General features: G+C 30.3%; 39 protein-coding genes and 1 other RNA gene. 3 read left to right on the plus strand and 37 right to left on the minus strand.

Annotation, left to right across the window (positions count from 1 at the left end; translation table 11 throughout):
- Nucleotides 1-360: 360 nt before the first annotated feature.
- The 17 genes from I6U48_RS20405 to I6U48_RS20485 form a co-directional block, all read right to left on the minus strand.
- A complete protein-coding gene (locus I6U48_RS20405; protein WP_218322326.1) occupies nt 361-1,029 on the minus strand; it encodes a class I SAM-dependent methyltransferase in 669 nt (222 codons plus the stop codon).
- A 159-nt stretch (nt 1,030-1,188) separates the two neighbouring features.
- Nucleotides 1,189-1,449 (minus strand): hypothetical protein, encoded by a 261-nt coding sequence (locus I6U48_RS20410; protein WP_218322327.1) that lies wholly within the window; start codon nt 1,447-1,449, stop codon nt 1,189-1,191.
- Nucleotides 1,450-1,488: 39 nt separating this feature from the next.
- Nucleotides 1,489-1,656: a hypothetical protein gene (locus tag I6U48_RS20415; RefSeq protein WP_218322328.1), complete on the minus strand. Its 168-nt coding sequence runs from the start codon at nt 1,654-1,656 to the stop codon at nt 1,489-1,491.
- A complete protein-coding gene (locus I6U48_RS20420; protein WP_246615473.1) occupies nt 1,622-1,837 on the minus strand; it encodes a hypothetical protein in 216 nt (71 codons plus the stop codon). The genes I6U48_RS20415 and I6U48_RS20420 overlap by 35 nt, the downstream gene beginning before the upstream one ends.
- 6 nt (nt 1,838-1,843) lie before the next feature.
- Nucleotides 1,844-2,122: a hypothetical protein gene (locus I6U48_RS20425; RefSeq protein WP_246615474.1), complete on the minus strand. Its 279-nt coding sequence runs from the start codon at nt 2,120-2,122 to the stop codon at nt 1,844-1,846.
- Nucleotides 2,123-2,245: 123 nt separating this feature from the next.
- Nucleotides 2,246-2,389: a hypothetical protein gene (locus tag I6U48_RS20430; protein WP_218322329.1), complete on the minus strand. Its 144-nt coding sequence runs from the start codon at nt 2,387-2,389 to the stop codon at nt 2,246-2,248.
- Nucleotides 2,390-3,287: 898 nt separating this feature from the next.
- The gene (locus I6U48_RS20435) at nt 3,288-3,443 is read right to left on the minus strand and encodes a hypothetical protein (RefSeq protein ID WP_218322330.1); all 156 of its coding nucleotides are present in this window, start codon (nt 3,441-3,443) and stop codon (nt 3,288-3,290) included.
- 328 nt (nt 3,444-3,771) lie between these two features.
- Nucleotides 3,772-4,467 carry an aspartate/glutamate racemase family protein gene (locus tag I6U48_RS20440; protein ID WP_218322331.1) on the minus strand — a complete coding sequence of 232 codons (696 nt, stop codon included), beginning with the start codon at nt 4,465-4,467 and terminating at the stop codon, nt 3,772-3,774.
- Nucleotides 4,468-4,611: 144 nt separating this feature from the next.
- Nucleotides 4,612-5,286: a class I SAM-dependent methyltransferase gene (locus I6U48_RS20445; protein ID WP_218322332.1), complete on the minus strand. Its 675-nt coding sequence runs from the start codon at nt 5,284-5,286 to the stop codon at nt 4,612-4,614.
- A 436-nt stretch (nt 5,287-5,722) separates the two neighbouring features.
- Nucleotides 5,723-6,439, minus strand: coding sequence for an ABC transporter permease (locus I6U48_RS20450; RefSeq protein ID WP_218322333.1), 717 nt, complete (start codon nt 6,437-6,439; stop codon nt 5,723-5,725).
- Nucleotides 6,436-7,281 carry an ABC transporter ATP-binding protein gene (locus tag I6U48_RS20455; protein WP_218322334.1) on the minus strand — a complete coding sequence of 282 codons (846 nt, stop codon included), beginning with the start codon at nt 7,279-7,281 and terminating at the stop codon, nt 6,436-6,438. The genes I6U48_RS20450 and I6U48_RS20455 overlap by 4 nt, the downstream gene beginning before the upstream one ends.
- Complete coding sequence (locus I6U48_RS20460) at nt 7,278-8,072, minus strand: MerR family transcriptional regulator (RefSeq protein ID WP_218322335.1); 795 nt, start codon at nt 8,070-8,072, stop codon at nt 7,278-7,280. Before I6U48_RS20460 ends, I6U48_RS20455 begins: the two co-directional genes overlap by 4 nt.
- 197 nt (nt 8,073-8,269) lie before the next feature.
- Nucleotides 8,270-8,431: a Spo0E family sporulation regulatory protein-aspartic acid phosphatase gene (locus tag I6U48_RS20465; protein ID WP_312891103.1), complete on the minus strand. Its 162-nt coding sequence runs from the start codon at nt 8,429-8,431 to the stop codon at nt 8,270-8,272.
- Nucleotides 8,432-8,722: 291 nt separating this feature from the next.
- Nucleotides 8,723-8,917, minus strand: a complete 195-nt coding sequence (locus I6U48_RS20470; protein ID WP_218322337.1) for an alpha/beta-type small acid-soluble spore protein — start codon at nt 8,915-8,917, stop codon at nt 8,723-8,725.
- Between the two features lie 293 nt (nt 8,918-9,210).
- Nucleotides 9,211-9,402: an asparagine synthase gene (locus tag I6U48_RS20475; RefSeq protein WP_218322338.1), complete on the minus strand. Its 192-nt coding sequence runs from the start codon at nt 9,400-9,402 to the stop codon at nt 9,211-9,213.
- A 63-nt stretch (nt 9,403-9,465) separates the two neighbouring features.
- Nucleotides 9,466-9,621 carry a hypothetical protein gene (locus I6U48_RS20480; RefSeq protein ID WP_218322339.1) on the minus strand — a complete coding sequence of 52 codons (156 nt, stop codon included), beginning with the start codon at nt 9,619-9,621 and terminating at the stop codon, nt 9,466-9,468.
- Between the two features lie 81 nt (nt 9,622-9,702).
- Nucleotides 9,703-9,903: an alpha/beta-type small acid-soluble spore protein gene (locus I6U48_RS20485; RefSeq protein ID WP_218322340.1), complete on the minus strand. Its 201-nt coding sequence runs from the start codon at nt 9,901-9,903 to the stop codon at nt 9,703-9,705.
- A 183-nt stretch (nt 9,904-10,086) separates the two neighbouring features.
- Here I6U48_RS20485 and I6U48_RS20490 point away from each other — a divergent pair, with 183 nt between their 5' ends.
- Entirely contained in the window at nt 10,087-10,440 is a 354-nt protein-coding gene (locus tag I6U48_RS20490) for a hypothetical protein (RefSeq protein WP_218322341.1), read from the plus strand.
- A gap of 34 nt (nt 10,441-10,474) precedes the next feature.
- Here the strand turns inward: I6U48_RS20490 and I6U48_RS20495 are convergent, their stop codons facing one another.
- The 10 genes from I6U48_RS20495 to I6U48_RS20530 form a co-directional block, all read right to left on the minus strand.
- Nucleotides 10,475-10,681: a hypothetical protein gene (locus tag I6U48_RS20495; protein WP_218322342.1), complete on the minus strand. Its 207-nt coding sequence runs from the start codon at nt 10,679-10,681 to the stop codon at nt 10,475-10,477.
- Between the two features lie 83 nt (nt 10,682-10,764).
- A complete protein-coding gene (locus I6U48_RS20500; protein WP_218322343.1) occupies nt 10,765-10,914 on the minus strand; it encodes a hypothetical protein in 150 nt (49 codons plus the stop codon).
- 22 nt (nt 10,915-10,936) lie between these two features.
- Complete coding sequence (locus I6U48_RS30175; RefSeq protein ID WP_281421841.1) at nt 10,937-11,071, minus strand: hypothetical protein; 135 nt, start codon at nt 11,069-11,071, stop codon at nt 10,937-10,939.
- 90 nt (nt 11,072-11,161) lie between these two features.
- A complete protein-coding gene (locus I6U48_RS20505) occupies nt 11,162-11,707 on the minus strand; it encodes an MEDS domain-containing protein (RefSeq protein ID WP_218322344.1) in 546 nt (181 codons plus the stop codon).
- A gap of 90 nt (nt 11,708-11,797) precedes the next feature.
- Complete coding sequence (locus tag I6U48_RS30360; RefSeq protein ID WP_218322345.1) at nt 11,798-12,562, minus strand: NUDIX hydrolase; 765 nt, start codon at nt 12,560-12,562, stop codon at nt 11,798-11,800.
- 152 nt (nt 12,563-12,714) lie between these two features.
- Nucleotides 12,715-12,858, minus strand: coding sequence for a hypothetical protein (locus I6U48_RS20515; RefSeq protein WP_218322346.1), 144 nt, complete (start codon nt 12,856-12,858; stop codon nt 12,715-12,717).
- Between the two features lie 14 nt (nt 12,859-12,872).
- A complete protein-coding gene (locus I6U48_RS20520) occupies nt 12,873-13,031 on the minus strand; it encodes a hypothetical protein (protein WP_218322347.1) in 159 nt (52 codons plus the stop codon).
- A gap of 22 nt (nt 13,032-13,053) precedes the next feature.
- Nucleotides 13,054-13,260 (minus strand): H-type small acid-soluble spore protein, encoded by a 207-nt coding sequence (locus tag I6U48_RS20525; protein ID WP_218322348.1) that lies wholly within the window; start codon nt 13,258-13,260, stop codon nt 13,054-13,056.
- Nucleotides 13,261-13,286: 26 nt separating this feature from the next.
- On the minus strand, nt 13,287-13,421 hold the full coding sequence (locus I6U48_RS30185; protein WP_281421842.1) for a hypothetical protein: 135 nt from the start codon (nt 13,419-13,421) through the stop codon (nt 13,287-13,289).
- A 46-nt stretch (nt 13,422-13,467) separates the two neighbouring features.
- Entirely contained in the window at nt 13,468-13,605 is a 138-nt protein-coding gene (locus I6U48_RS20530) for a CPC_1213 family protein (protein WP_218322349.1), read from the minus strand.
- A gap of 196 nt (nt 13,606-13,801) precedes the next feature.
- Between I6U48_RS20530 and I6U48_RS20535 the strand changes: the two genes are divergently transcribed.
- Both I6U48_RS20535 and I6U48_RS20540 read left to right on the plus strand, forming a co-directional pair.
- Nucleotides 13,802-14,893, plus strand: coding sequence for a putative NPN-dependent ornithine cyclodeaminase (locus I6U48_RS20535; RefSeq protein ID WP_218322350.1), 1,092 nt, complete (start codon nt 13,802-13,804; stop codon nt 14,891-14,893).
- 163 nt (nt 14,894-15,056) lie between these two features.
- Nucleotides 15,057-15,719 carry a DUF6483 family protein gene (locus tag I6U48_RS20540; protein ID WP_218322351.1) on the plus strand — a complete coding sequence of 221 codons (663 nt, stop codon included), beginning with the start codon at nt 15,057-15,059 and terminating at the stop codon, nt 15,717-15,719.
- A gap of 58 nt (nt 15,720-15,777) precedes the next feature.
- Here I6U48_RS20540 and ssrS read toward each other — a convergent pair.
- From ssrS to secD, 10 genes are all read right to left on the minus strand, one after another.
- Nucleotides 15,778-15,958: non-coding RNA, 6S RNA (gene ssrS, locus I6U48_RS20545), on the minus strand.
- 88 nt (nt 15,959-16,046) lie between these two features.
- The gene (aspS, locus tag I6U48_RS20550) at nt 16,047-17,822 is read right to left on the minus strand and encodes an aspartate--tRNA ligase (protein ID WP_218322352.1); all 1,776 of its coding nucleotides are present in this window, start codon (nt 17,820-17,822) and stop codon (nt 16,047-16,049) included.
- A 65-nt stretch (nt 17,823-17,887) separates the two neighbouring features.
- Nucleotides 17,888-19,315 (minus strand): coproporphyrinogen III oxidase, encoded by a 1,428-nt coding sequence (locus tag I6U48_RS20555; RefSeq protein ID WP_218322353.1) that lies wholly within the window; start codon nt 19,313-19,315, stop codon nt 17,888-17,890.
- 70 nt (nt 19,316-19,385) lie between these two features.
- Nucleotides 19,386-19,982, minus strand: a complete 597-nt coding sequence (locus tag I6U48_RS20560) for an MBL fold metallo-hydrolase (protein ID WP_218322354.1) — start codon at nt 19,980-19,982, stop codon at nt 19,386-19,388.
- A gap of 44 nt (nt 19,983-20,026) precedes the next feature.
- Entirely contained in the window at nt 20,027-20,476 is a 450-nt protein-coding gene (gene dtd, locus I6U48_RS20565; RefSeq protein WP_218322355.1) for a D-aminoacyl-tRNA deacylase, read from the minus strand.
- 30 nt (nt 20,477-20,506) lie between these two features.
- Nucleotides 20,507-22,687: a RelA/SpoT family protein gene (locus tag I6U48_RS20570; RefSeq protein ID WP_218322356.1), complete on the minus strand. Its 2,181-nt coding sequence runs from the start codon at nt 22,685-22,687 to the stop codon at nt 20,507-20,509.
- Between the two features lie 106 nt (nt 22,688-22,793).
- Nucleotides 22,794-23,312: an adenine phosphoribosyltransferase gene (locus I6U48_RS20575; protein WP_218322357.1), complete on the minus strand. Its 519-nt coding sequence runs from the start codon at nt 23,310-23,312 to the stop codon at nt 22,794-22,796.
- Nucleotides 23,313-23,386: 74 nt separating this feature from the next.
- Nucleotides 23,387-24,259 carry a DHH family phosphoesterase gene (locus I6U48_RS20580; RefSeq protein WP_218322358.1) on the minus strand — a complete coding sequence of 291 codons (873 nt, stop codon included), beginning with the start codon at nt 24,257-24,259 and terminating at the stop codon, nt 23,387-23,389.
- A 158-nt stretch (nt 24,260-24,417) separates the two neighbouring features.
- Nucleotides 24,418-25,293, minus strand: a complete 876-nt coding sequence (gene secF, locus I6U48_RS20585; protein WP_218322359.1) for a protein translocase subunit SecF — start codon at nt 25,291-25,293, stop codon at nt 24,418-24,420.
- Nucleotide 25,294: 1 nt separating this feature from the next.
- Nucleotides 25,295-26,560 carry a protein translocase subunit SecD gene (gene secD / locus I6U48_RS20590; protein WP_218322360.1) on the minus strand — a complete coding sequence of 422 codons (1,266 nt, stop codon included), beginning with the start codon at nt 26,558-26,560 and terminating at the stop codon, nt 25,295-25,297.
- Nucleotides 26,561-26,653 lie beyond the last annotated feature (93 nt).

Genomic DNA, 26,653 nt, shown 5'->3' on the forward strand with positions numbered 1-26,653 from the left:
ATAAGTTAACTGTCGGCCGTAGATGTCTATAGCCGATGATATTGCAAATGCTTCTATTTCAAGTTGAATTTCTTGAGCCTCTACAGCCTTTTCATTGAGATAAACTGTGCTTTTATCGCCTGTAAAAAAATCTTTTATCCAGTCTAAAAACTTCAATTTTTCACCTCTCTTTTGGGCAAAATAAAAAAGATCATTTCTGCCCTTGTTGCTGCATAATATAAGAGTTATACAACACAAAAACACCGCAGAATTCAAACTTAAATAATGCAGTGTTCACAAAAATTATTTATTTTTTCAATTGTTATGTTAAATAAAAAAAATTGTGTCAGTTAGGTTTATTTAATATTTTATGGAATGTATTTAGCAACATTTCTGTTTTTGTAGCGTTACTTGATAAAGCTTTCGTGGTAATTGTCCTTCTTCAAATTCACTAATTTCTAACGTAGTATATCCCTTTGCCAATTTAGCTACCATCTCTTTAGTGAAAAAGTGAACGATAAAACCACCGACTTCATACATATTTTCTCCTCTATGAATACCAGTACCAAAATGAGAATCGTTTGTATTTCGAGCAGTGTAAGTATTAATTCCATCTGTTTTCAAAACTCTTCTTACCTCTTGTGAAAGAAACTCAAGCTCTTCAGTACCTAAAGCCATACAGTACAACATATGAGAATAACACCCTTCAAAGAATTCATCATCGAAAGGTAACGGATTTCTTATATCATGTTGAATTGCAGTAATGGAATTAGATAAACCCAGTTGATGTGCTTTTTTATTGATAGTCTCAATTCCGTTATTTGTGTAATCTAAAACATATATTTGGAAACCATTTTGGGCAAAATAGATAGTGTCTCTTCCTTGACCACCACCTAATTCAAGAATTTTTGTCTTTCCTTGATTCTTAAATATTTTAACTGCTTTTATAGCAGATTCGCTTGGTGATTGCCCAAACATATCTTCATTATCTGAAAAAGTTCTCTCCCAATGTGGATTTTGGTCATTTAAAATGTTTCTATTGTTCTCCATTAAGTATCCCCCTATATTTTTCTCTATTTTTACACTTGTAATTCAATAAAAGTTGAATGTAGATATATAAATTATAATACATTTATTTACTATTTAACATAGAATAAATTTAGTGACGTAATGCCCTACTATTTCCCCCTAACTCATAAGTATATTTTATCACAAACCATCAGCCCAATTAGCTTTCTTAATAAGTGTATACTTTTGTGCATTTAAGTCAGGCCCTTTATACTTTTTAACCGACTTTATAAGAACATCCTCTTTAACCTTAGTTGGTACTTCCTCATAATATTTATATCCAGTACAGTATTTAAATAGTGCTTCAACTACCTTTTGATTTCTTCTATCTTTTCCTTGAGCAATTGTAGTTTTTAGGTCTGAATTTTGAGTTTTATATCGCCTAAAAGTTGAGTAACTCATACCTATTTTTTCGGCTATTTCCTTATCCGTTAAACTATCTTAAACCATTGATTTTGCAAAGCTCAAGCTATTTTTAATAAGTTCCTCAAACTTAACATTATTTGTAAACTTGATTGTCCATGTCTTATTAGTATCTACTGTTTGGTTGTCTTTAAAGTTTGCCGCCTTTACATTAACATTTAACAACATCTTCAATGTAAACTTCATCTATTCCACCAGTTCCCTTGTTGGATTTGACTTGTTTCCATGCCTTTAATAAAATATCTGCTCTATATATTTTGTCATATAGTGCATGAAACTTTCGTTTCTTATTAGCTTTGACACTTAGATATAGTTTTCTCTGAAGTTCTCGAACTTTGTCTATGGTGTTGTTAGCTTTCGCATTCACTCACTCTTACCTCCTCTGAAAACTTGAATAAAGCAGAGTTCCTTCCCTATATGCAGTTTTGTTGTCTGCAGCATCATGTAATTCCCCCTGTAAAACTTCCTTTGGTGGTAACTGTGTCATATATTCAGCCACATGTATTCCACTTGACCCTAGCTCTAGCAGTTCCACTTCTTCTGAATTTTTTTCAGCACATAAAATTAAAGCAATTGGTCCCTCTTCACCTTCTGTCATTTCATTCTTCTTAAGCCATCTTAAATACAGTTCCACAAGTATTTCTGTCTTCACTATTTTTCCTATATTCCAATAAAGTATTACTGTCTCTATAAACCTAGTTTTAGATTATATTCAATTGATATAAGTTCTTTAATTATATCCTTATTTATATAAATAGAAAAAGAAGCCTATCTTCTAAGCTTCTCTTGCTGAATTCAATTCTAATTCTATAAGTTTATTATATTCTTCGTGTGTTATCTTATTATGCAGTTCTCTTTCATCATATATACTGTACTTTTCCATAAGTCGTTTAATATATTTATTTCTTTCAGTTCTCATATTAAACACTCCTTTTCTTAAGCTTTTTAATAATTATTCCCTTTACATTAAAAAGTAAGCAAAAGTCTTCCACTAATGTTTACCTTCTAATTTCACTAATCGAGGGATATAATAATATTTCCTCTAAGGTTTATTTCCTTAGGACAATTATTATTATAAATTCCAATTGTTACACTTTAGTTTCAAACATGTTACATTACTATTTAATTAGTGTTAAATAAGTATTTATTTCATTAATGATTTGTAAATAAAGATAATTATATAAAAAGTATCCATCATTGTTTTAACCTTTATTTTATTCAAAAGTCCCTAATAACTCATTTGAAATATTTATGCTTTCTAACCTCATGATACTTTCCTCTGCTCTCCCAAAACTTAATAAATTAATACTTCCATACCATGCAATCTTTTTATCAACTATATCAAGTAATAACTTTAGTATGTTATCTATTTTTTTAGAATAGATTCTAAGCTATTTATTTTTGTTATTGTTACATAAAAAGCACCCCGAAATCCAACTTGAATAATGCGATGCTCTAATAAATTATTTGATTGTTATATTTTTAACTACAAGTTTGTATCATTAATAATTGAACTTGTATGCTAAATAACTAATGAGTTGAATTATTAAAGCACCAGCCATTAAAATTAAGAGTACTATATTAGAATCTATTACAATTTTTCCAGTACTTATTAAAAGATGAAATATGACAATAACAAAAAAAGAACATCAAAACTTTTACTTTTAGATTTTTCACTTATAAACTTTTTTCTCTAATCCTCATATCTTTCATTTTCCTTATCTTGTGTTTGCCTTAATAAATATATAAGGTATAAAAGTGTTTCTTACTCCAGTCTGTGTTCTTTGAAGTATCACCTGCCTTAATTCTTAATTCATCTATGCCATAGCCACCAATGAAAATATACCTATACCAAGTGTAACAAGATAACCATGCCTTTTAGTAACAAATTCCCAAATTCCTAAACCAATAAAAAGTATTGCAAATACTGCAGAACCTATAAGTATCGAATCAAACTTCTCTTTATTTTCCATTTAAATATTCCATTCCATTATGTCAAGGCAACTTTACATTTTATTAAAAATTCATATTTCAATTTGGTAACTATCCTTGTACCAAATATAAAGAAGTTTCATTTTTTAACACCACAATATTGAAATTTCAAAGACATCGTTTGTACTTTCAATTGCAAATTTGAACATAATCTTTGTATTGCAGCAAAAAACACTGTATTATTCAACTTTGAATAATACAGTGTTTAGGTAAATTGTTAGTATTTTTAGTTGTTACGTTAAATAAGAAAGATATAACAGAACTGAAGCTAAAATTATATTACCTCAACTCTACAAATTGAAATTAAATCTAATCATCTATAATCATGTTAACAAGAGTATCAATATGTATCTGCATTGTATCCAAACAATCTACTGGGGTTTTAACTCCCTTGAACAACAACGGCAACTCAGTACAACCTAAAATAATTGCCTGTATCCCATTTTCAACTTTCATTCTTTGAATAATTTTCAGAAATGCTGATAAAGTTTCATCCTTGACAATACCCAACTCTAATTCTTGCGAAATCTTTTGATTAACAACCTCTTTTTCTTCATCAGTTGGAGTTATCACTTCTATATGATTTTTCATGAATGGCTTTTTAAAAAATTCTCCATCCATAGTAAATATTGTCCCTAACAACCCTACTTTAGATATATTACGTCGTTTTACTTCATCACAAGTAGCCTCAATAATACTCACAAGTGGGATATTAGAAAGCTTATTAAGCTCATCAAAAACAATGTGTGGTGTATTAGCCGATAAAGCTATAAAATCTGCACCGCTGACTCTCAAATTATTTATTGCCACCATTAAATAATTGACAAGTTGTTCATATTCTTTCCTTTCACACATATTGAGGACATCAAAAACATTCACACTCTCAATAGTCATATTAGGAAAAAACTTTTTCCCAACTTTATTTTGGACTCCATATACAATATCATGATAATATGGAATTGTGGACTCAGGACCCATTCCTCCAACTAAACCTAACTTTTTCATGTTTTACCTCCTCTATAAATTGCTCTTTATTGAGTTTTCTTATATTTTTCATAAATAGCATTTTATTACTATTGCGATTTAATCAATATAAAAATTGTACCACATTTTCCATATATTTTTACAATTGTATAAAAAGTATAGATATTATTCTGTCTTTTCAAGGATAAGAAAGAGACTTGACTCGTCTACTTCCTCAATGCGATAATAGCACCCTGACTCCTCTCCTAGTTCTTTAAGTGTATCCTCTGAAAAGGTGATAGCACTGAACCCGTCCTTGCATACTATTGTTCCATCCTTTGTTTTTTCCAAATCGATTTCTCCAAGTAAACCATTAGCCTCCTGCTCATGAAACCAGGTCATCCGATGCTTCCAAAATTTTGGACTATATGTACTGAAATAGGCCTTTCCTCCAGGAGTCAGTGCCTTTATACATTGTTCAATCAGATGCATGGGTTGTCCTTTCATCGCTGATAAACCGTTTTGCAGGCACAATACGACATCAAATTCTTCATCAAACGCAAGGTTATAGACATCCATAACTTGAATGTTACAGTTCATGCATTCTTTTATATAATCCTTTCCAAGATCCACTGTTGACTCCGATATATCAATTCCTACAACACTGGCTGAAAAAGGAGCCAATTTCTTAATGACACGTCCGTATCCAGCTCCAACCTCCAGCACTTTCTCGTTGCCATGCAAATTTCGGCACACAAAATCGATTTCTTCATTCAAATAGCGCTTAATCCTTGGATACTTTGTCTGGTAAACTTGAAAAAGTTTCGTAGAGTTTAAATTCTGTCTGTAATAGTTACACATAATTCCACCTCCTAGTTAAAATTAATTTGTATATCTTCATAACTATGCAATTTTCATTCAACTCAAGGATAATTATACCATATTATAAAATTATTTCATCTGTTAAAAATGTCCATGAATTCTTATTGAGATATTCATCACCATCTTTTTATGGAATAACTCAGTCTACTCTCATACGCAAGTAGTCGTATACTGTGACCAAACAGGTTTAATTGCTAATGGTAAAACTTTTGAGCTAGCTGAAAAAAGCTACTTTGCTAAGAAAAAAATCAAAGAGAATATCAACTAGCTGCCACTTTTACTTGTGAACATTCTGAAACAGTAGCAATGTCTTTAGATTCTGGAAATACCCATTGTCCTGACCATTATAATGATTGACTAAAGGCTATACTGTCTAAATACAAAGATCAACTTCAATTATATTAATTAATTAAAGTTATTCAAGATTAATTCTTGATAATTCATATACGCTGATACAAATTGATACAAACATGATGATAACAAGTGGTATTATAATTTTTACATCAAAAGTTTCACTTGTCATAAGCTTAAATCCCCATGTAGCAGGGAAAATTTCGCCTAAGCTTTCAAGTGCTTTGGGAAGCATATTTACTGGGAACATGATCCCAGCCAGCATAATTGAGGGTAGAAATATAAACTGTGATGTCATTGTAAGCTTTGATGTACTTTTGATAAGCACTCCTAATACCGTTCCAACTGCCACACAAGCAATAATAAAAATTCCTAAATATAGAAAATAAAGGATCAAATTTTCAGGGATTTTTGTATTAAATGCTAGTGGTGCTATAAAAAATATCACAAGACTCATTATGAAAAGATGAACAAAAGCTGAAATGAAGTTGTTGACTCCTGCCACCCATAATGGTATACCTCCCACCTTGTATGCCTTTTTTATTTCGCTGCCATACAATTCTACCAGTGGTGTAGGTGCTCCTAAAATCGCTCCCATCGTTACCCCAAATATCGTCATAGATTGAATTAACGTATCCTTTGCTATAGGATTAATTGATGTAAAAATCCCCCCCATAAAAGCAAAAAATACAAGCGGTACCACATAATACGTGAGTAGTACACCTTTGTTTCTAATGTCAAGTTTCCAGTGTAATACTACTCCATAAAGAAATGCATTCATTGTTTATCCTCCTCCTTTGCTATATCTATAAATCTTTGTTCAAGCGTAGCTCTTTCAATTTTTACATCAAGAACCTTATTTTGTGTTTGCCTGCAGGTTTCAAGCAATTCATACAAAGTATCCCCTATATTTTCAGAAGCAAATGCCCAATATCCTTGTTCATAATCAGCGTTTTTCAACGCACTTTCTGTTTTGATGAAAATTTTACATTGCTCTCTCTCTTTATTAGTTAGTTCGATTGTTGTGCCTACAAAAGCAATTTTGCCATCTTTGAGAATAGCAATTCTGTCGCAAAGACTTTCCACCTCTGCCATATCATGACTTGCCATAATAATGGTTTTTCCTTGTTCTTTCAATTTGCGTATTTGTGAATGGAGGGACACCCTCCCCTCTACATCAAGTCCCGCAGTTGGCTCATCAAGAAATATAATATCAGGGTTGCCTATGAGTGCAAGTGCTAAATGTAATCGCCTTTTTTGGCCTGTAGACATTTCTTTATATTGCTTGTCTTTTAACTGTTCGAGTTCAAAAACATTAAATAAATTGAAATTTACTTGTGCTTTTTTCCACTTGTAAAACAATCTATACGCCTCTATTGCCTTAATATTTGCAGGTAGTGATGAAGATTGAAGTTGAACTCCTATATTTCCATTTACTTTAATATTTCCACTTTCATATTTTCGAATACCTTCAATGCATTCAAGAGTTGTTGTTTTTCCTGCTCCATTTGTACCGAGTAAGGCAAAAATTTCACCACGATTTACAGCAAAAGAAATGTTGTTAATCACAATGTTTGCTCCATAGCTTTTTACTAAATTTTCAACCTGAATGGCTACATTCATAATTCTGGCACCTCCATATTCGGAATTACTATCCCTTGATTCTGAAAGTAAATACTCAATGCCTTGCAAATAAACTCGTCGGCCACTTCCTGTTTCTCTCTGTACTGTTTGATCCAGTCTTTTTTATTTTCATTGAACTTTTGAAGCTCTGGTAGCATACTCATATCGCCACCTGTAAACTCTAATACCATGTTCCACCATTCTTTAGCAATTTCTTGACCAATATCACTTTCCGGAGGTTCACCCTTAATTTTAAGCTGTGCAGTTTTGTCACACAAGCTTTCCCATTTCATGAAAAGTGCTTTCCCAGAATTTTCTGTAAAATTTTTCCTAATGTTTGCCATGAGTTTGTCATCAAACAACTTAACAATCCAATAGTTTTCATTTTTCATCTGTAATAGCTTGATAATATCAGCATATTTCTCAAAGTCCACAATATTCATTTGTTTAACTTCATCTTTCAGAGCCTCTATTGCCGATAGAGCTTCAGTGAGATTAAAAATCTTTTCTTTAATAATTTGTGCTTGATCACTCAAAACATTTTCAACCTCTTGAGGGGTGTCAAGAGGTATTAATCGGTTTTTAATATCATCAATTGAAAATCCCAAGAACTTCATAGATAAAATCTGATGAAGCTTAATCATATCTTTATTGGTATAAAGCCTCCTGCCGCCTTCACTTTGTGCAGACGGTTTCAATAAGCCCTCTTTGTCGTAGTATTGCAAGGTACGAACGGTGGTATCCATTTTTTTTGCAAGTTCTCCTACCGTCATAAACTCTTTGTTTTGCATTATAAATCACCTCTACTTAAATTGTACTATATGACTTAAAGTAACAAACAAGAGGTTTTTAGACTTAGCAATTTTTTTACTAAATTAATTCGTTCTTTCATTTTTTCACAAAAAAATATCATTTTCTTATAAATAAGATGGTGTCCTAAAACTAAGTTAGTTTCAGGACACCCCTTTTATAATAATCAACTATATATTTAGTTTAACAATCTGTTGTATTCGTTCAAGTCATTGTCCAGCATTTGACTTGCTAATATTACCTCAGGATCAGTTAAACTGCCCTTTCTACTTATCAAGTCATGCATATAGCCTCTCATTTTTTCTATTCTCCTAATCAATTCTTTTTTCACTATAAGCACCCCCCATTTTAATAATAATTAACAAATATAACTTACTATAAAATTATTAATATTTGCTAATTATAATTATATTATACATTATTTAGCAAGATTTTTCAACCATTATTTTGAATAATTTGATTTTTTTTGAATTATAAGCGTATAAAAAACTATACTTTGGATTTTCTGATTGTATTATGTAAAATGTACATTGAAAAAATAATAACAATAACATTAGTTTATAGATAATAAAAACAGAAGTCAGGGATAAATTGTCCCTGACTTCTGTTTTTATTATCTATATTTGTTTTATTATAGGCCTTTTTCATAAGCTTCTACCATTTTTTTAACCATTTGTCCTCCGACAGATCCATTTTCTCTTGAAGTAAGATCTCCATTATAACCTTCTTTTAGATCTACACCTACTTCCCTAGCTGACTCCATTTTAAATCTATTTAAACCTTCTTTTGCTTGTGGTACTAATACTCTGTTTCCTCTACTTGCCATAACTTATTCCTCCTTTTATATCTTATTGTATTATAAGTTTATGTATTTTCCTGATTAATAAACTATTAATTTAAATGTAAAAAGTCTAATTAATATTAAAAATTACATAAATAATTATTTATTTGTTTCTATGCCTCAAAAGTATAAATTTTAAGATAATGGATAAAATATATAATACCTTGATAATATAGCACTACACTTAGAATTATGATTAACATCTACTTAAAACATTTATCGAAATGATTAAAAGAAGCTAATTTAAAAAAATAGCTTCTTTTAATCATTTTTTATTTTTATCTATGCTCTACCAAATCTATAGCTCCTAATACTATATGAGCTAATCCAAATCCTAATACAGCAGTTTCTACCATAGGAAGCATATCTCTTTTTTTCATTCCTCTCTTTTTTATATCCATAGTTCTTAATGCAGCTGCTCCTGTAGTTACTGCAACGCCTAATGCTGTAGGTACTAATCCTTCTCTCATATAATTCCCTCCTAATTAAGACATTCTATGATTATTCTTAAGTCACTTCTTTATAAATATTATTTATTTTTTAGAATTGTAATAATAGTTTGTTACAATTTGAGTAGATATATTACTATCATCTCCATAAACCTGTGCATCTGTCTCCACATCATTTTGAGGGTTTAAGCTTTTTATTTGTGTTCTCTCAGTTTTTTCATTTGAATTCAATCTTCTCATTATAATCATTTCCTTTATTTATGCATTTTTCTGTACATTGAAAGGTCAAATGGCCCTAGGCCATCTGACCTTTAATTAATTCTATCTTAAACCTTTTTCATATGATTCAACCATTCTTTTTACCATTTCTCCACCTATTGAACCATTTTCTCTTGATGTCAAATTTCCTTTATCTATGCTTTCATAATTTGTTAAGCCAAAATCACTTGCAACTTCTTCCTTAAATTGATTTAGTGCATATTTAGCCTCTGGTACTAATACTTTGTTTCCTTTACTTGCCATATATATTCCCTCCTCTTAATATTCACTTAAATCTTTAACTGCTATACTATTTGTTTGTATTATAAGTTTGCTCCATTACATAATTATTAATCTATTTAATTAAATGAAAAAAAGCTATTATTTTTCAAAATTGGGACACAATATTATTGTACTAAGTAACAGGATGAAAGGAGTTTTTGGCTAATGACAAGCTTTTTAACTAAAATTATTGTTTATCCTATAATAATATTAATTTCTAATTACTTATCTGCAGAAATAAATTATCCTTACCTTTATCAAATCTTATTTGTCGGTGTTATGCTTGCAGCATCAGTACATTTAATAGAATGGCCACTTTTAAAACCAGGTTTTCTGTTAACTACTACTATTTTAGAATTTTTAGTAGCTTTTTCTGTTATTTACTTTATTCAATTTTTACTGCCTGGTTCTTATGTAAGTTTAATTGGCACTTCTATAGCATCCACAACCTTGATAGTTGTCCAATTTTTATGTAACAGATATATATTATATGATAATTTAACTAAGAAATCTAATTAATTTTATTTTGAAGAATAAAAGAGCTTTTCAGCTCTTATTTATCTTTTATACCATTTAGTTCATACATAAAAGGTTTTATTTCTTCTTCTTTTATAGTTCCATCTTCATTATAGCCTGTTTGCATTGTTGGTTTAATTTCTACTGTTTTTATTTTATTAGTAGTTCTATTAGCCTTGTTAATTTCCATTCTCTTATGCAATGCTTCATCGCTTATGTTATTTCCTATCATATGTCTTTTCATAAAGTTTCACCTTTCTCATGTTTTTATAATTTAATTATATGACAAAAAACCTCAGTAATACTTTCTGAGGCTTTCCATATATTTCACATACCTTCATTCTTTATTTTCAATACATCTGTATGACTTAGCTGAGTATCCTGTATAGTTTGTGTAATACTATTACCTCTATTAATTAATCTTTTAGCGTGTCTGACTTCTTGTTCATGTGGAAGTTTTTGATTTTTTTTAGGCATAATATCTTCCTCCAAAACTAAATTAATGTGGCTTTACATTATCATTTTTTCCTTGTTTCTCTTTTCTTTCTTTTTCATATGGATTTTTCCCATTGTCAATCATATCAAGTCCTATAGCTGCGGCCTGCTTGTTTGTTAATTTACTCTTAGGGTTCATAGACAAACACCTCTTTTCCAAATTTATTTTTTCCTAACCATATTATTTTATACTTTCTAGGTAAAATAAAATAACGGATATATAAATATATTATATACATCCGTTATTTTTAATCATTTTAAAATTATAAAATCTGTGATCATGCGACCTAAAGGACTGATTCATTAAAGCATCATTAATTAACTGTTTTTTATTTAAATAGTCGTCAAAATCATAAGCACACATTACAGAAATATTTAGTTTTTCTACTACCTTATTTAATAGGTTATCAAAATCCATAAATTGATTTTGTGATATACTGCTTAGTAAATAATTTACTTGATTTACAATCCTTATACTTGAATAACCTTTTTTCCTTGCAATTTCTTTATAACTTAAAAAGCTTGTTAATAGTTCCTCTATCTCATTAGTATTATGCTTATCAATTAAACAATCAATATTTAAAATTTCTATTTGATTATTATGTTTATGTAAATACTTAAATATAGTTTTGTATATTTCCGGTTCCACGCATAAATATACCAGTTCATTTTTTTTGATTCCTTTATTAACATAATCATAAAGGTTAATAGCTAAATGTTCTACCCCGTAATAATAAAAAACACAATGTATTCCAGACTGTTTATGCTCATTCATAATAATTACCCTTTTCATAAATAATATAAATCTATAAAAAAATATATTCTACCATTACTGCAATTATTCCTTCTAAAATTTAATTATAGTTTAAGTCTTTTTATTCAATTTTTCGAGAATTTTTTTACAGACTTTTTCTAACTTTATTTTATCTAATTCCTCATATTTAAACCACTTTCCAGTACATTCTTCATTTAATTTTTCATTTTCATCTAGTACAATATAAATTATATCTCTTTTATATAAATTTCCTTCATTTTCACTTAAAAAAAATCCCAGAGCTTCACTATCTTTATATTTAAGTACAACACTATTTTCTTTATGAATAAAACCAAACTCCAGTTTTTTTTCATCATAATCTAGTAAATATCTTTTAATGTTATCTTCCATTTTGCATACAACAAATTCCTTTCTTTTAATAAATTTATTAGAATCTATTATGTGTCTAAAAGGATTTATATCGTTATAAGTTATGTCATCTAAACCCGTATCATCATAAAAATCTTTCCACTTCATATCAACTAATTCATAATACTGCTTTAATTCTGGTTCTGGTTCAATACCAACCTGGGCTTTACCATCAATAGAATATGCTAAAAAAGTTACTACGCGCTTATACATCGAGTTTTTTATTTGAGGTACACCTTCAATTTTTATAGGAAGAAGCTTAATTTTTAGTCCAGTTTCTTCATAGGCTTCTCTAATAGCTGCTTCTTCATCAGTTTCACCATTTTCTCTTCCACCACCTGGAACTCCCCAGAAATATAAATTTTTCTTTATATCATGATGTTTCAGTAAAACGTATTTTCCACCTTCTACGATAAAAATCTGAACTCTTGTATCCCTCTTAAGCATTTTCCCACCATCCCGTAAAACTTTCTTAGTGAAATAAACTATTATACTATAATCATTATACACCATATACTAAAATTTTTAATATAAATTCTTATATTAAAAAGAATATATGTAAAAGACTAATGGAACTCTTCATCCATTAGTCTTTTACTCTAAAAATGTTTTGTTATTTCTTCCTGCACTCTTTTTATATCCTTTTGTCTTAAATGAGTTTTTTCTTTAATTTTATCTGCTGTTTCTCCATCAAGAAGCATTTCCCTAGCTTCTTGTTTTAAACCCTCTTTTTTATCACTCATAAGAAAACCTCCCCTTATCTATTACCATTCATCTTATCTTTAGCTTTGATAACATCATGCTCATTCAAACCTGTTGATTCTTTTATTTCACCCATCCCCATTCCTTTATCAATCAAATCTTTAGCCGTTTCCATAGCTTTTTCATGATTGCCTTTATTTCTCCATCTTCCCATAGCATTTCCTCCTTATACAATATCAATGTTTATAATCAATATTTATAACTTTTCCTGTATCAACTAAATCTTCAACAGGAACATATACCTCTTCTCTCATATCCAAAATTCTAACTTTAACTATTGCTGCTTTGTCATCCACACCATCAATCCATACAGGATGATAATTATACAAAACTTCAATATTAGCTGATGAATTCATTATCTCTTTAACTCTCTGAATATCCACAATTAGTTACCTCCATAAAAGTCCTATTATTCTACCTTCCAATTTTCCTTGCCATTTTTTCCATTTTTATGTTCAGCTTTATATTCTGCACTTCTTGAGTGATATTTAGCACTATTTAAATCATTAGACCATTTTTTAGGCTGCTTGTTTCTATTCTCCATAAAAGCTCCCCTTTTCTATTTATATTAAATCAAAATTATTCCTTACTTAATCTAGATGTTTTTCAGATGGTGCACCAAATTTCGCTCTTGAACTCTCATCCAGTGGATCATGTTTTATATTCTTTTTTTTAAACTTTCCATCTTCTTTTTTATTATTAGTAGTATAGTTCATTTTATTTTGCATCTCTCTCTCTCCTTTCTAGTACTAGCTTTTCCTCAACTATAGTTTTTATGCTCAAAGAATAATACAGTAAATATAGTTAAAGAATATATTTATAACTTTACTACTTATTCACTATCAATTCATGTTTTAGTAAAGTTTATCTTTTAATTCAAAATTATATAAGTTTACATTAATTTAATAAAATGGAGGTATTTTTATGAACTTCAAATTACCTAAATATTGTCCACCAGATTTTACAAAAGAGCCTTTTATTTCTGCCCCAAATGTTAATACTGAAAAAGTTACATTAGAAGGAACAGCTCCTGAAAACTACCACGCAACTTCAATATACCCAGAATATTTTAAAATAGATGGTGAATGGATACTTGCTTCAGAAAGTAGAATGGACAGCGCTGTAGTTATTAAGGAAAATAAGACCTTAGAAATTAAGGAGTTTAGGAACTTACATATTGGTGATACGATTGTGCTCGGAAGGAGAGAAAATACAGAAGATGGAATTCTTGTTTATGTAGATGGTTTCAAATCAATTTCAACTGAAGAACAATCTTTTGCCTTTAGAGCCAGTAGAACAAGAGAGAGTTCTTATTCAAAAGATTATGATAGTCTTTACGAACTTTTAAAATACGAGAAAGAAAATGGGTATATTTTATGGGTTCTAGGACCTGCAGTAGTTTTTGACCATGATTCAAAAAAAGCAATGTCTGATCTAATAGATAATGGCTATGTTCATGCCCTTTTTGCTGGTAATGCATTAGCAACACATGATCTGGAGGGTTCAGTTCTTAGAACAGCCCTAGGTCAAGATATATATACTCAACACTCAGTCTTTAATGGCCATTATAATCATATTGATATAATAAATAAGGCTAGACGTGCGGGTTCGATTGAAAACTTTATTAAACAGCAAAATATTAAAGACGGAGTAATTTATACATGTACAAAAAATAATGTACCTATTGTTCTTGCTGGCTCAATAAGAGATGATGGACCTCTTCCTTCTGTAATTTCTGATGTTTATGAGGCTCAAAATACCATGAGACCTCATTGTAAAAAAGCAACTACAGTGATATGCTTAGCTACTCAGCTTCATACTATAGCTACAGGTAATATGACTCCAACGTACAAGGTTGAGAAAAATAGTATAAGACCAGTATACATATACACTGTAGATATATCTGAATTTGGCGTAAATAAGCTTAAAGATAGAGGGAGTTTAGAAGTAACCTCTATAGTTACAAACGTTCAAGATTTCCTTGTAAATATAGCTAACAATTTGATAAATAAATAGATTAAACTTTTCAATATCCTTGGGGAAAGTTTAATTTTATCAAAAACCTTATTTCCCTCTTAAACATCAAAGTTTAAGAGGGGATTTTAGTTTAAACAATATGAATTATAGTCTATTTATTATATAATAATAGTGATATATTCAACTTTTGGAGGTATTGAAAATGGCAATAAAATCTAATCTTACAGCTGCGTTAGTAAAGAAGTTTGCTGATGCCTTAGAAAAAATATTAGAATATAAAAGTGAAGGAAAAAACGAAGAAGCTCTAACTGCAATTGACGATGCTTTTAAAGAAATATTTAGATTAAGCTCTAAATTCTTTAATTCTTTCTCAGATGAGAATTTAATGGATATGATAAAAACTGATGGAACTTTGAATGCAGATAAGTGCATTATGATGGCAAAGCTTTTAGAAGAAGAAAGCGAAATTTACGAATCTCAAGATAATGTTAATGAAGCTTTTTACCTGAACATAAAAGCCTTAAACTTGCTATTAGAAGCATACATAAATAAAGATAATAATTGTGATCTTCAAAATTATTTTGCTGATATAGATCTAATAATATCCAAGGTATCTGATTATAAACTTCCAGTTTCTCTTGAATGTAAAATATTGGATTACTATATTAAGATTAACATGTATGATAAAGCTGAAAATATGCTTTATGAAATTTTAGAAAATAATAACTTTGACCAGTCTTTAATAGAAAAAGGAATTTCTTTCTATGAATATTTACTTACTCAAGACGATGAAACCTTAGAAAAAGGCAATCTTCCAAGAGAAGAAGTAGAAGATTCTTTATTGCACTTAAAAGAAAATTTATAGAAACAAAGGCATCTCCATCAAAATTATGTGAGATGCTCTTTAATTAATCAAAATAAAATAAAACCCCACCATGCCGTATCCTGAGTCATGTTTGAACCCGCTCTCGCAGGTGGGCATCTCCTTTTTACTTCTTGTTCTCAGGGAAATCTGCCTGAGTATCATTCCATAAAAAGAGTCCGATTCCCATTTCAAAATTGTTGGGTCAATATAAACTCATTCTACGCACATAGTAGGAATTTATGCTTTATATAATTTTTTCTTTAGAAATATTATATCACATTTTTCAGAATTTATCTACAAATCATCCATGTAAACATTTAAATTTTTTTATTCCTTTATATATATTCCTAAATCATCTAATTGCTCTTTGTCTACTACATTTGGTGCTTCTGTTAAAGGACAGAAGGCATTCTGATTTTTAGGAAAAGCTATAACATCTTTTATGTTTTCTGTACCTGCAAGGAACATAATCATTCTATCAAATCCATAAGCAAGACCGCCATGTGGTGGTGGACCGAACTTAAATGCTTCTAACAGATATCCAAATTTCTCTATTGCACGTTCGTGCGTAAGTCCTATTGCAGTAAACATTCTTTCTTGAAGTTTTGTATCATGTATTCTGATACTTCCTCCACCTAGTTCTTCTCCATTTAATACAATATCATAAGCTTTAGCTCTAACTCTTCCTAAATCAGTATCTAAGTACTGAATATCCTCATCCATTGGCATAGTAAATGGATGATGTTCTGCCTGAAATCTTCCTTCTTCTTCATTGTATGAGAAAAGAGGAAACTCAGTTATCCATACAAATCTAAATTCTTTATTGCCTTCAAGTATTCCCAATTCCTTAGCCATATGAAGTCTTAACGCACCAAGACTCTGAAAAGCTACACTGTTTTTATCTGCTACTATTAATATTAAATCTCCAACTTTAGCATCTATAGTATTTAAAATATTTTTTGTTTGCTCTTCTGTTAAGAATTTGCTTATAGATGATTTAACTTCATCTTCTTTATAAGCTATCCATGCTAATCCCTTAGCTCCATAAGTTTTTACGAATTCAACAAGTTTATCGATTTGCTTTCTTCCCATACCAGCAGAATTAGGAGCTTTTATAGCTCTTACTGAACCACCATTTTCAATAGCATCCTGAAATACTTTAAAATCTACATCTTTAACTACCTCAGTTAAATCATTTATTTCCATCCCAAATCTTAAATCTGGTTTATCAGATCCATACTTCTCCATAGCTATTTTATAAGGCATTCTTTCTATAGGAAGCTTAACATCTACATCTAGCATTTCTTTAAATACTCTTTTAATTAATCTCTCGTTTAGCTCTATAACATCGTCTGTCTCTACAAACGAAAGTTCCATATCTATTTGAGTAAATTCTGGCTGCCTATTTGCTCTTAAATCCTCATCTCTAAAGCATTTTGCTATTTGAAAATATCTATCATAACCCGATACCATTAACAGCTGCTTAAACAGCTGTGGTGATTGAGGAAGAGCATAAAACATTCCTGGATAATTTCTACTTGGTACAATGTAATCTCTCGCTCCTTCTGGTGTGCTCTTGGTAAGTATTGGAGTCTCCATTTCTAAAAATCCGTTTTCATCTAAGAAATCTCTAACTACTTTAGCAGTCTTATGTCTTGTCATAAGAATTCTTTGCATATCTGGTCTTCTTAAATCTAAATATCTATATTTTAATCTGATATTTTCTCCTGCATCTAGGTCTTCTTTTATGTATATAGGAGGCGTTTCTGACTCTGATAATATCTTTACGCTCTCTCCTTTTAATTCAACCATTCCTGTAGGAAGTTCTGAGTTTGGAGCTTCTCTCTTAACTAAAGTTCCTGTAACTGCTATACAGTATTCAGATCTCAAAGAATCTGCTTTTTCAAAAGCTTCTCTATTTATTTCTTCTCCAAATACTACTTGAAGAATCCCTGTTCTATCCCTTAAATCTACAAATATAAGGCCTCCAAGATTTCTTCTTCTTTGAACCCATCCCATGACTGTAAATTGTTCATTTACATGGGATTCTCTTAATTGTCCACACATAATTGTCCTTTTAAGTCCTCTTAATGCTTCTCCCATTTTTTTCTCCTCCAAATTTATATTCATTTTAATTTCTTTTTATAAATTCTAATATTACTTTGAAATTAATAAAGTGTATTTAAAAGGTTCATCTTTTTTGTAACCATTTCCTCTACTCTATTTATGTATTCTCTAACATCTTTAACGTTTCCGTGTCTTTCAATCCTGTTTTCATCTAAAAACACTATTTTCGTTATTGCATCAGCACCACAAGCTATAATAGTTTGTTTTTCTTCAATCATTTGAATATTGTACAAACCTTCTTTTCCTTTCACAGAATATCCTACATTCTCCATGTTTCCAACCATATTTTTTTGCCTATACATATAATATGGTTTCATATTTAATCTTTCAGCTAAATCTACTGTTTTCTCATACATTAAATTTAATTCTTTCTGATCAGCTACCGATAAATTCACATTGTTAATCATATTCTCATGAAGTCTTGACCCTCTTTTTACTGACATGCCATGAACAGTAATACTATCAGGCGAAAGCTTAGTAATATCATCAATAGTTTTTATTATATGATTTATTCCTTCTCCGGGAAGTCCTATAATCATATCCATATTTATATTATCTAGTCCGCGTTCTCTAGCCAAATTAAACTTATCGATTACTTCACTTACGCTATGATTTCTACCAATTAACTTTAAAGTATCATCATTCATAGTCTGAGGATTTATACTTATTCTATCAACCTTATATTTTTTCATGCTTTCAAGTTTACTTAAAGTTATACTATCTGGCCTTCCACATTCTACAGTGAACTCTTTAATTTCACTTTCTTTTACAAAACTATTATATATATCTTGCATAATTTTTTCAAACTGTTCATCATTTACTGACGTAGGAGTTCCTCCACCAAAGTAAACACATTGAATAGCCAAGTTTTTTTTCTTAATATATTTTGCAGTTTCTTCTATTTCATATTTTAAACTACTGAGATATGGTCCTATTACACTTTTACAGCTCTCAATTGGATTAGATGTAAAAGAACAATAAAGACACCTTGTAGGACAGAAGGGCATGCCAATGTATACGCTAATTGTTTTTTGCTCTTTGTTAACTAGCTTTCTTTCTATCTTTGCAATATTTATACATAGCTCAGCTTTATCTCTCCTAGTATAAAAATGCTTATGAAAATAATCTATTATACACTCGTCATCTTTTCCTTCATTCATTAAAGTTAATGCTATTTTACTTGGCCTTATTCCCACTAATGTCCCCCAAGGCATAACTTTACTAGTATACTCTGTAAAATGTTTAAAAATAGCATTTTTTATATTTTCTTTATTGCTTAAATCATTTTCAAAAACATATTCTATACTCTCTTTATCATTCTTTACCGTAAGACTTTGCTCATCAATACTGATGTAAAAATCCCAATTATCTTCTACAAATTCTATATCTAAAGAATTATAAAATATATTGATAGTTTGATATACATCAAGTCTGTATTTCATATCGTTTAATTTTACATTAATTTTCATTATTATTTGCTTATTTAAGCCTCCTTTTAAAATTAAGAAATGGAGATTTCTCTCCATTCCCAGCATAAACTTATAAAAATGGGTTATGAATTCTTTCTCTACCTATGCTGCTTTGTGGTCCATGTCCTGGAAGCACTGTAATTTCATCTGGTAATATCATAAGTTTATTTTTGATACTACTTATAATAGTATCAAAGTCTCCTCCTGCAAGGTCTGTTCGTCCAATAGATCCTGCAAATAGAGTATCACCTGTTAGAACTAAATTTTCTGCTAGAAAACAAACTCCCCCTGGAGTATGCCCTGGAGTACAAAAACATTTTATTTCAATATTTCCTATTTTAAAAATATCGCCTTCATTTAAAAATTTATCTATTTTCCCAATATTACCATATATATACTCACCATTTTTCATCAAATCATAATCTTTTTTGTTAATATATATAGGTACTTTATATCTTTCTTCTAATTGTAGTACAGCTCCAGTGTGATCCATATGCCCGTGAGTCAGTAATATATACTTTACTTTTGCTCCCACTTTTTCAACAGCTTCCATTAAGTCTTCTGCATCTCCACCCGGATCAATTACTGCTGCCTCTTTTGTATCTTCATCAACCAATATAAAACAATTGGCTTCATAAACTCCCGCAGGAATTTTCTTTACTATCATATACTAAACATCCCCTTTTTATATATGCTTTTTCTATCACATAACTAAAAATTTTTCTTACTATCAATCATTATAGTAACAGGTCCATCATTTTCTATTGTCACCTTCATATCAGCACCAAATTTTCCTGTATCAACTTTTGTAACCTGTTCTCTACATTGCTTTACAAATTCCTCATACATTTTTTCTGCTTCTTCACCGCCTAGTGCCTCAATGAAACTAGGACGACGTCCCTTTCTACAATCTCCATATAAAGTAAATTGTGAAACTACTAATAGTTCTCCACCTATATCCATAAGTGACTTGTTGAGTTTTCCATCTTCATCTTCAAATATTCTCAAGTTTAATATCTTGTCTTTCATATAACTTATGTCTTCAGAGTTATCATCTTTAGATATACCTAATAATACATTTAAACCTTTTTGTATTTCTCCAATTAATTCCCCATTAACTTCTACCTTAGAATATTTAACTCTCTGTACTACTGCTCGCATTATAATCACCCCTATAAGCCTTTCATTTAATTAATTCTTTGTTCTATAAACATCAATAACACCCTTGATTTTCTTTATCTTTTTCATAACATCCTTTAAATCTTCAGTATTAGATATTTTTAACTTTATATTTATTTTAGCTATCCCATTTTTAGGCGGCTTAGCATTTACTGCATAAAGTGATGTTTTACTATCACTTATAATCTCCATAGATTCTGCTAATAAACCTTCCCTATCTTCAGCATTAATTTGTATCTCTGCAACAAATGCAGCCCCTTTAGGCCTCCCCCAACTTACTTCAACAAGTTTATTTTCTTCATTTTTTAATAGACTATCTATATTCTTACAGTCTTTTCTATGAATAGAAACACCTCTACCTTTTGTTATATATCCAACAATATCATCTCCAGGTACAGGATTACAGCATTTGGCAAATCTTACAAGTAAATTTGTTTCACCTTTAACAATTATGCCTGGTGACGTACCTTTGTCTTTATTTTCATGATGCTTATTGCTCTTATTTAACTGTTCTTGTATAACTTTCAATTCGTTAGCATCAAGCTTTTCTGTTTTTGAATATAATTCTTTTAGCTTTCCAACTACAGTTGCTGGAACAAGAGCTCCTATGCCAACTGCTGCATATAAATCATCTATAGAATTCATATTATATTTTTTTAATATGTTATCTAAAAACTCACCTTTTGCAATTTCCCCAAAATTGTATCCCTGTTTTTTTGTTTCTTTTTCTAAAGTCTCTTTACCTTTTACTATGTTCTCTTCTCGTTTTGCTTTTTTAAACCATGCTCTTATCTTGCTTTTTGCCTGGTTACTTTTAACCATGCTAAGCCAATCTATACTTGGCCCTTTGGGAGCACTTGAAGCAAGTACTTCAACAATCTCACCAGTTTTAAGAGAATAATCTAAAGGTACCATTTTCCCATTAACTTTCGCCCCTACACATCTGTTACCAATGTCAGTATGAATTCTATATGCAAAATCTATTGGCGTGGATTCATTCGGTAAATTAATTACACTTCCCTTAGGAGTAAATACAAAGACCTCATCAGAAAACAAATCTATTTTGAAACCTTCCATAAATTCTTCAGCATCAGAAGTTTCTCTCTGCCATTCAAGAATTTCCCTTAGCCACGTAAGTTTTTTATCTATGTCTTCAGCATTTTCAACGCCCTCTTTATACTTCCAATGAGCCGCTATACCATACTCTGCCGTTTTATGCATTTCAAAAGTTCTAATCTGTATCTCAAAAGGTTTTCCTTGTGGTCCTATAACTGTAGAATGGAGAGATTGATACATATTAGGCTTTGGCATAGCAATGTAATCTTTAAACCTTCCTGGTATTGGTTTAAAGATAGTATGAACTATTCCTAATGCTGCATAACAATCTTTAACTGTGTCTACGAGTATTCTAAATGCTGTTAAATCAAATATTTGATCAATGGTTTTGTTTTTTTTCACCATTTTTCTGTATACACTGTAGAAATGCTTTGGTCTGCCGTCAATTTCTGCTGGAATTCCTGATTTATCAAGACTTTCTTGAAGCTGGTTTACTACTAATTCTATATAGTTTTCTCTTTCTACTCTCTTTTCAGCTATTTTTCTAACTATAAAATAATACTCGTTTGGATTCATATATCTAAAAGCTAAATCCTCTAGTTCCCACTTAATCTTAAACATACCTAATCTATGAGCAAGTGGCGCATAAATATCAAAGGTTTCTTTTGCCTTTTCTTTTTGCTTTTCTACTGACATATATTTTAAGGTTCTCATATTATGAAGTCTGTCTGCTAGTTTTATAAGTATAACTCTAATGTCTTTAGCCATAGCAAGAAGCATTTTTCTTACATTATCTGCTTGTTGTTCCTCTTTAGTTTTATATTTTATCTTACCAAGTTTAGTTACACCCTCCACAAGATTAGCAACTTCCTCACTAAATTCCTTGCTTACTTCTTCGTAAGTATAATTCGTGTCTTCTATTACATCGTGAAGTAGTCCTGCTGTGATAGCACTAGTATCCATACCCATATCTGCCAATATACCCGCTACTTCTAGTGGATGCATTATGTATGGCTCACCTGATTCTCTTCTTTGATCCTTGTGAGCAGAATAGGCAAGACTATATGCTCTTTGTACCATATCTTTATCTATATTATTACAATTTTTATCAATCTTTTTCATTAATTTTTCCAGCATACTACTACTCCCTTAAAATCAATGGCTGGTCTTATTAACCAGCCATTATTTTTTATTAATATTATATTATATACTGTAGAAACTTGCAATTTTAAATTTAATATACTTATATATTGTATTCTACTAAAGAATTTATATGGTATTTTTTTAATTTTTCTCTTCCTTTTAAATCAGTTAATTCCATTACAAAATTCATAGATACAACTTCTCCACCTACTTGTTCTACAAGTTTTGCAACTGACGATATAGTTCCTCCAGTTGCCAATAAATCGTCGACTATTGCAACCTTTTGTCCTGAATTTATTGCATCTTTATGTATTTCTAACTCATCACTACCATATTCTAAATCATAATTTACACTTATAGTATCATAAGGAAGCTTTCCCTTTTTTCTTACTGGTATAAACCCTACTCCTAATGCATAAGCTACTGGTGCTCCAAATAAAAATCCTCTTGCTTCAGGTCCAACAACTAAGTCTACTTTCTTATCTTTTAGTTTTTCTACTATTTTGTCTATAGTATACTTATACGCTTCACTATCTTGTAATATTGTAGTTACATCCTTAAAACTTATGCCTTCCTTTGGAAATCCTTCTATAACTCTAATTTTTTCCTTAAGATTCACTTCTATTCCCCCTCTAAATAACGTATGCACAATTTTATAAAAGTCATATAGTATTATTGCCACATATTAACTTTTTATAAGATACACAATTCGTTTCCCTTTATTTCATTTTTTAAATACTTTGCTATTTGCTCTGCTCTATCCATATTAGTAGTAGTAAAAAGCTCTATTGCTATTCTTGCATTATCTGCATATCTTCTATTTTTCATTGAAGGTATAATGCTATGAGCTAGCATATACATGTTTTCCTTATTAATTGTAGTTATATTATATACCTTTATCAATGCTTTAAACCCATAATTGTTAGTGTAATTCAAGTGATACATTCCTTGAGTAACCATAAGCTTATTTTCACCTTTTACTAAAGAATATTTTGAAAGAGTTCCAAACATAACTAAATCCAAATATTTATTAATACATTTCATTTGATAGTACATAGATATAGCCTGAGTTAGTTTAAACGTTACTCCAACTGCTGTTAAACTCTTAAAAGGATATTTACAGCCTCCTTGGTTTGGATTTATTATAACAGCTTGTGGTAAAATATCTTTGCACTTATGATAATCTGTTATAATAACATCTATTCCCAGCTCTTTACATAATTCTACTTCATCTACTGAGTTGATACCACACCCTACAGTAATTATTAAACTTGCACCTAAAAAATTTATGTGATTCTTTATAATGTCAGCATTTATACTAAAGTCTTCATCTCTATCGTCTGAAACAAAATATTCAACATCTGCATTTAAATACTTTAAAACAAGAAGTAATAAAGAAACAGATGTTATACAATCCAAATCATAATATCCATAAATTACAATCTTTTCTCTTTCATTTACTGCTTTTATTATTCTCTTTAAGGCTTCTCCCATACCTTTTAACAAGAATGGATCTCTTTTACCTAAAATCCTAGAATAATATATATTTCTTTCGTGTTTCTCCATCATATAATCCTCCAAAATTATCGAAAGCATATATATTATATATGATATTGTCGCTTTTTACAATTACTTTATAAATAGATTATCAACAAATAAAAAACCTAGAGTAACTTAAACCCTAGATTTTTTATGTTATCACAACTAGTTATATTCTTTTAATATTACTTTGCAGTATTCAATGCTCTTCTTTTCTTATTTGCTGCCATCTTTTTAAACACTACCCATAATGGACTGGCAATAAATATTGATGAATAACATCCTGATACAATTCCAACTAATAGTGGCTTGGAGAAGTTTCTTATGGATGGTACAAAAACAAATACTGCTGTCAAAGTAATTAAAACAGTTAAAACTGTATTTATTGATCTTGCAATAGTTTGAGTTATACTTGCATCAGCTAGAGTAACTACATCCACTCTTCTCATGTATTTTTGATTTTCTCTTATTCTGTCAAACACAACTATAGTATCACTCATAGAGTATCCTATAACTGTAAGCATGGCAGCTATGAAACTAGAGTCTACTGGTATTCTAAATATAGAATACACAGTTAACATGATAAGAACATCATGCACAAGTGCACAAATGGCAGCAAAGCCGAATTTAAATTCAAATCTCATTCCTATATAAACTAATATGATTATATTGGCGATAATTATTGCTTGTATAGCCTTGACTCTTGTTTCTGTTCCTATTGAAGAACCTATGCTTTCCTGATTTGTTAAATTGCTATCCTTATACTTTGTCTTAATTTCTTTAGTTATCTCACTTATGCTATTTTGTGTTAAATCACTACTCTTTATTTCAACAGATGTATTATTAACTTTATTCGTTTGGAAATCTTTACTATATTTCTTGATTATCTGATCAACATCTTCTTTATTAAAGTCTTTTCCCATACTTATGTCAACAACAGTACCACCCTTAAAATCTATTCCATATTCTAGTCCTCGGGTAAATAGTGATCCTAAACCTATAACTATTATAATAAGCGATATGGCAAACCAAATTTTACGTCGTTCAACAATTTTAAGCATACTATACTACCCCCTTCCTGTAATCGTGCACTCCGAAGGTACCTATAGCCCATTTATTATTAAGCCAACCCATATTTGCAGCAAGTTTCACTAAGAATCTTGTCACTACAATTGCAGTAAACATACTTATTACTACACCAATAATTAAAGTAAGTGCAAATCCTTTTACAGTACCTGATCCTAATGAGTATAATATTATACCTGAAATTATGGTAGTTGTATTTGAATCAATTATTGATGATAAAGCTCTGTTAAAACCAGTATCAATAGATGATTTAACTGACTTACCACTTTTTAATTCTTCTTTTATTCTCTCAAATATAAGCACATTTGCATCAACAGCCATACCAACAGTAAGAAGAAATGCTGCTATACCAGATAGAGTTAAAGTAGCATTAATATTAGCAAAGGTAGCAAGTACTATGTATACAAATAAAATTAAGGCTATATCCGCTAAAAGCCCTGGAATTCTATAGTATAAAAGCATAAATAGCAATACTATTCCTATACCAACTTCACCAGCTAATATACTTAGCGGAAGTGCATTAGCACCTAGTGATGCTCCTACAACTTTGCTTTCCACATTTTTAACTGTAACTGGCAATGCTCCAGAGTTAATTATATTTGCTTCTCTTTTTGCTTCTTCTATAGTTTTGCTTCCGTTAATTACAGCTTTACCATCTGTTATATGCGCTCCGACACTTGGAGCTGTAAGCACTTGATCATCCATGGTAATACTTATAACTTGACCCATAAATTTCTGAGTAGCATCAGCAAATTTCTTTGTTCCAGCATCATTCAATTCAAGGCCTATCGTCGCTTTACCATCCTGATCATAATAAGCTGTAGCTTTTTTAACATCTTTACCTGTAAGAATAACGCTCTTATCAGGTCCTACAAACTTTAATTCACCAGTTTTAGCGACACCATCTACTACCTCTTTAGCATCAAATTTTCCTGGCACTTCTATTCTTATTCTCTTCTGTCCTTCTTTTGTTACAACTGTTTCGCTTACACCCATCTTGTTAACTCTCATTGATAAAAGTTCAACAGTTTTGTCTAAAGTTTCTTTATCAACTTTGTCTCCTTGAATTTCTTCTAGAATAGAAACTCCGCCTTGAAGGTCAAGTCCTTTATTTATAACCTCACTAAAAGGCTTTAGTCTATAGTCTCCTATTGTAACTCCATAAACGCCAGAATAGGCTAAAAAACCTATTAGAAGTATAGATAGGAAAAACAAAATTGCACTTTTCCCTTTACTTTTCATTTTCATCCTCCTTTGTTAATAAACGGGCATTATATATTTACATGTATTTACATTAGCCATTATATTACTTATAAAGCCACCAGTCAATATATA

Source organism: Clostridium thailandense, assembly GCF_019207025.1.
Classification (GTDB): Bacteria; Bacillota; Clostridia; order Clostridiales; family Clostridiaceae; genus Clostridium_AM; species Clostridium_AM thailandense.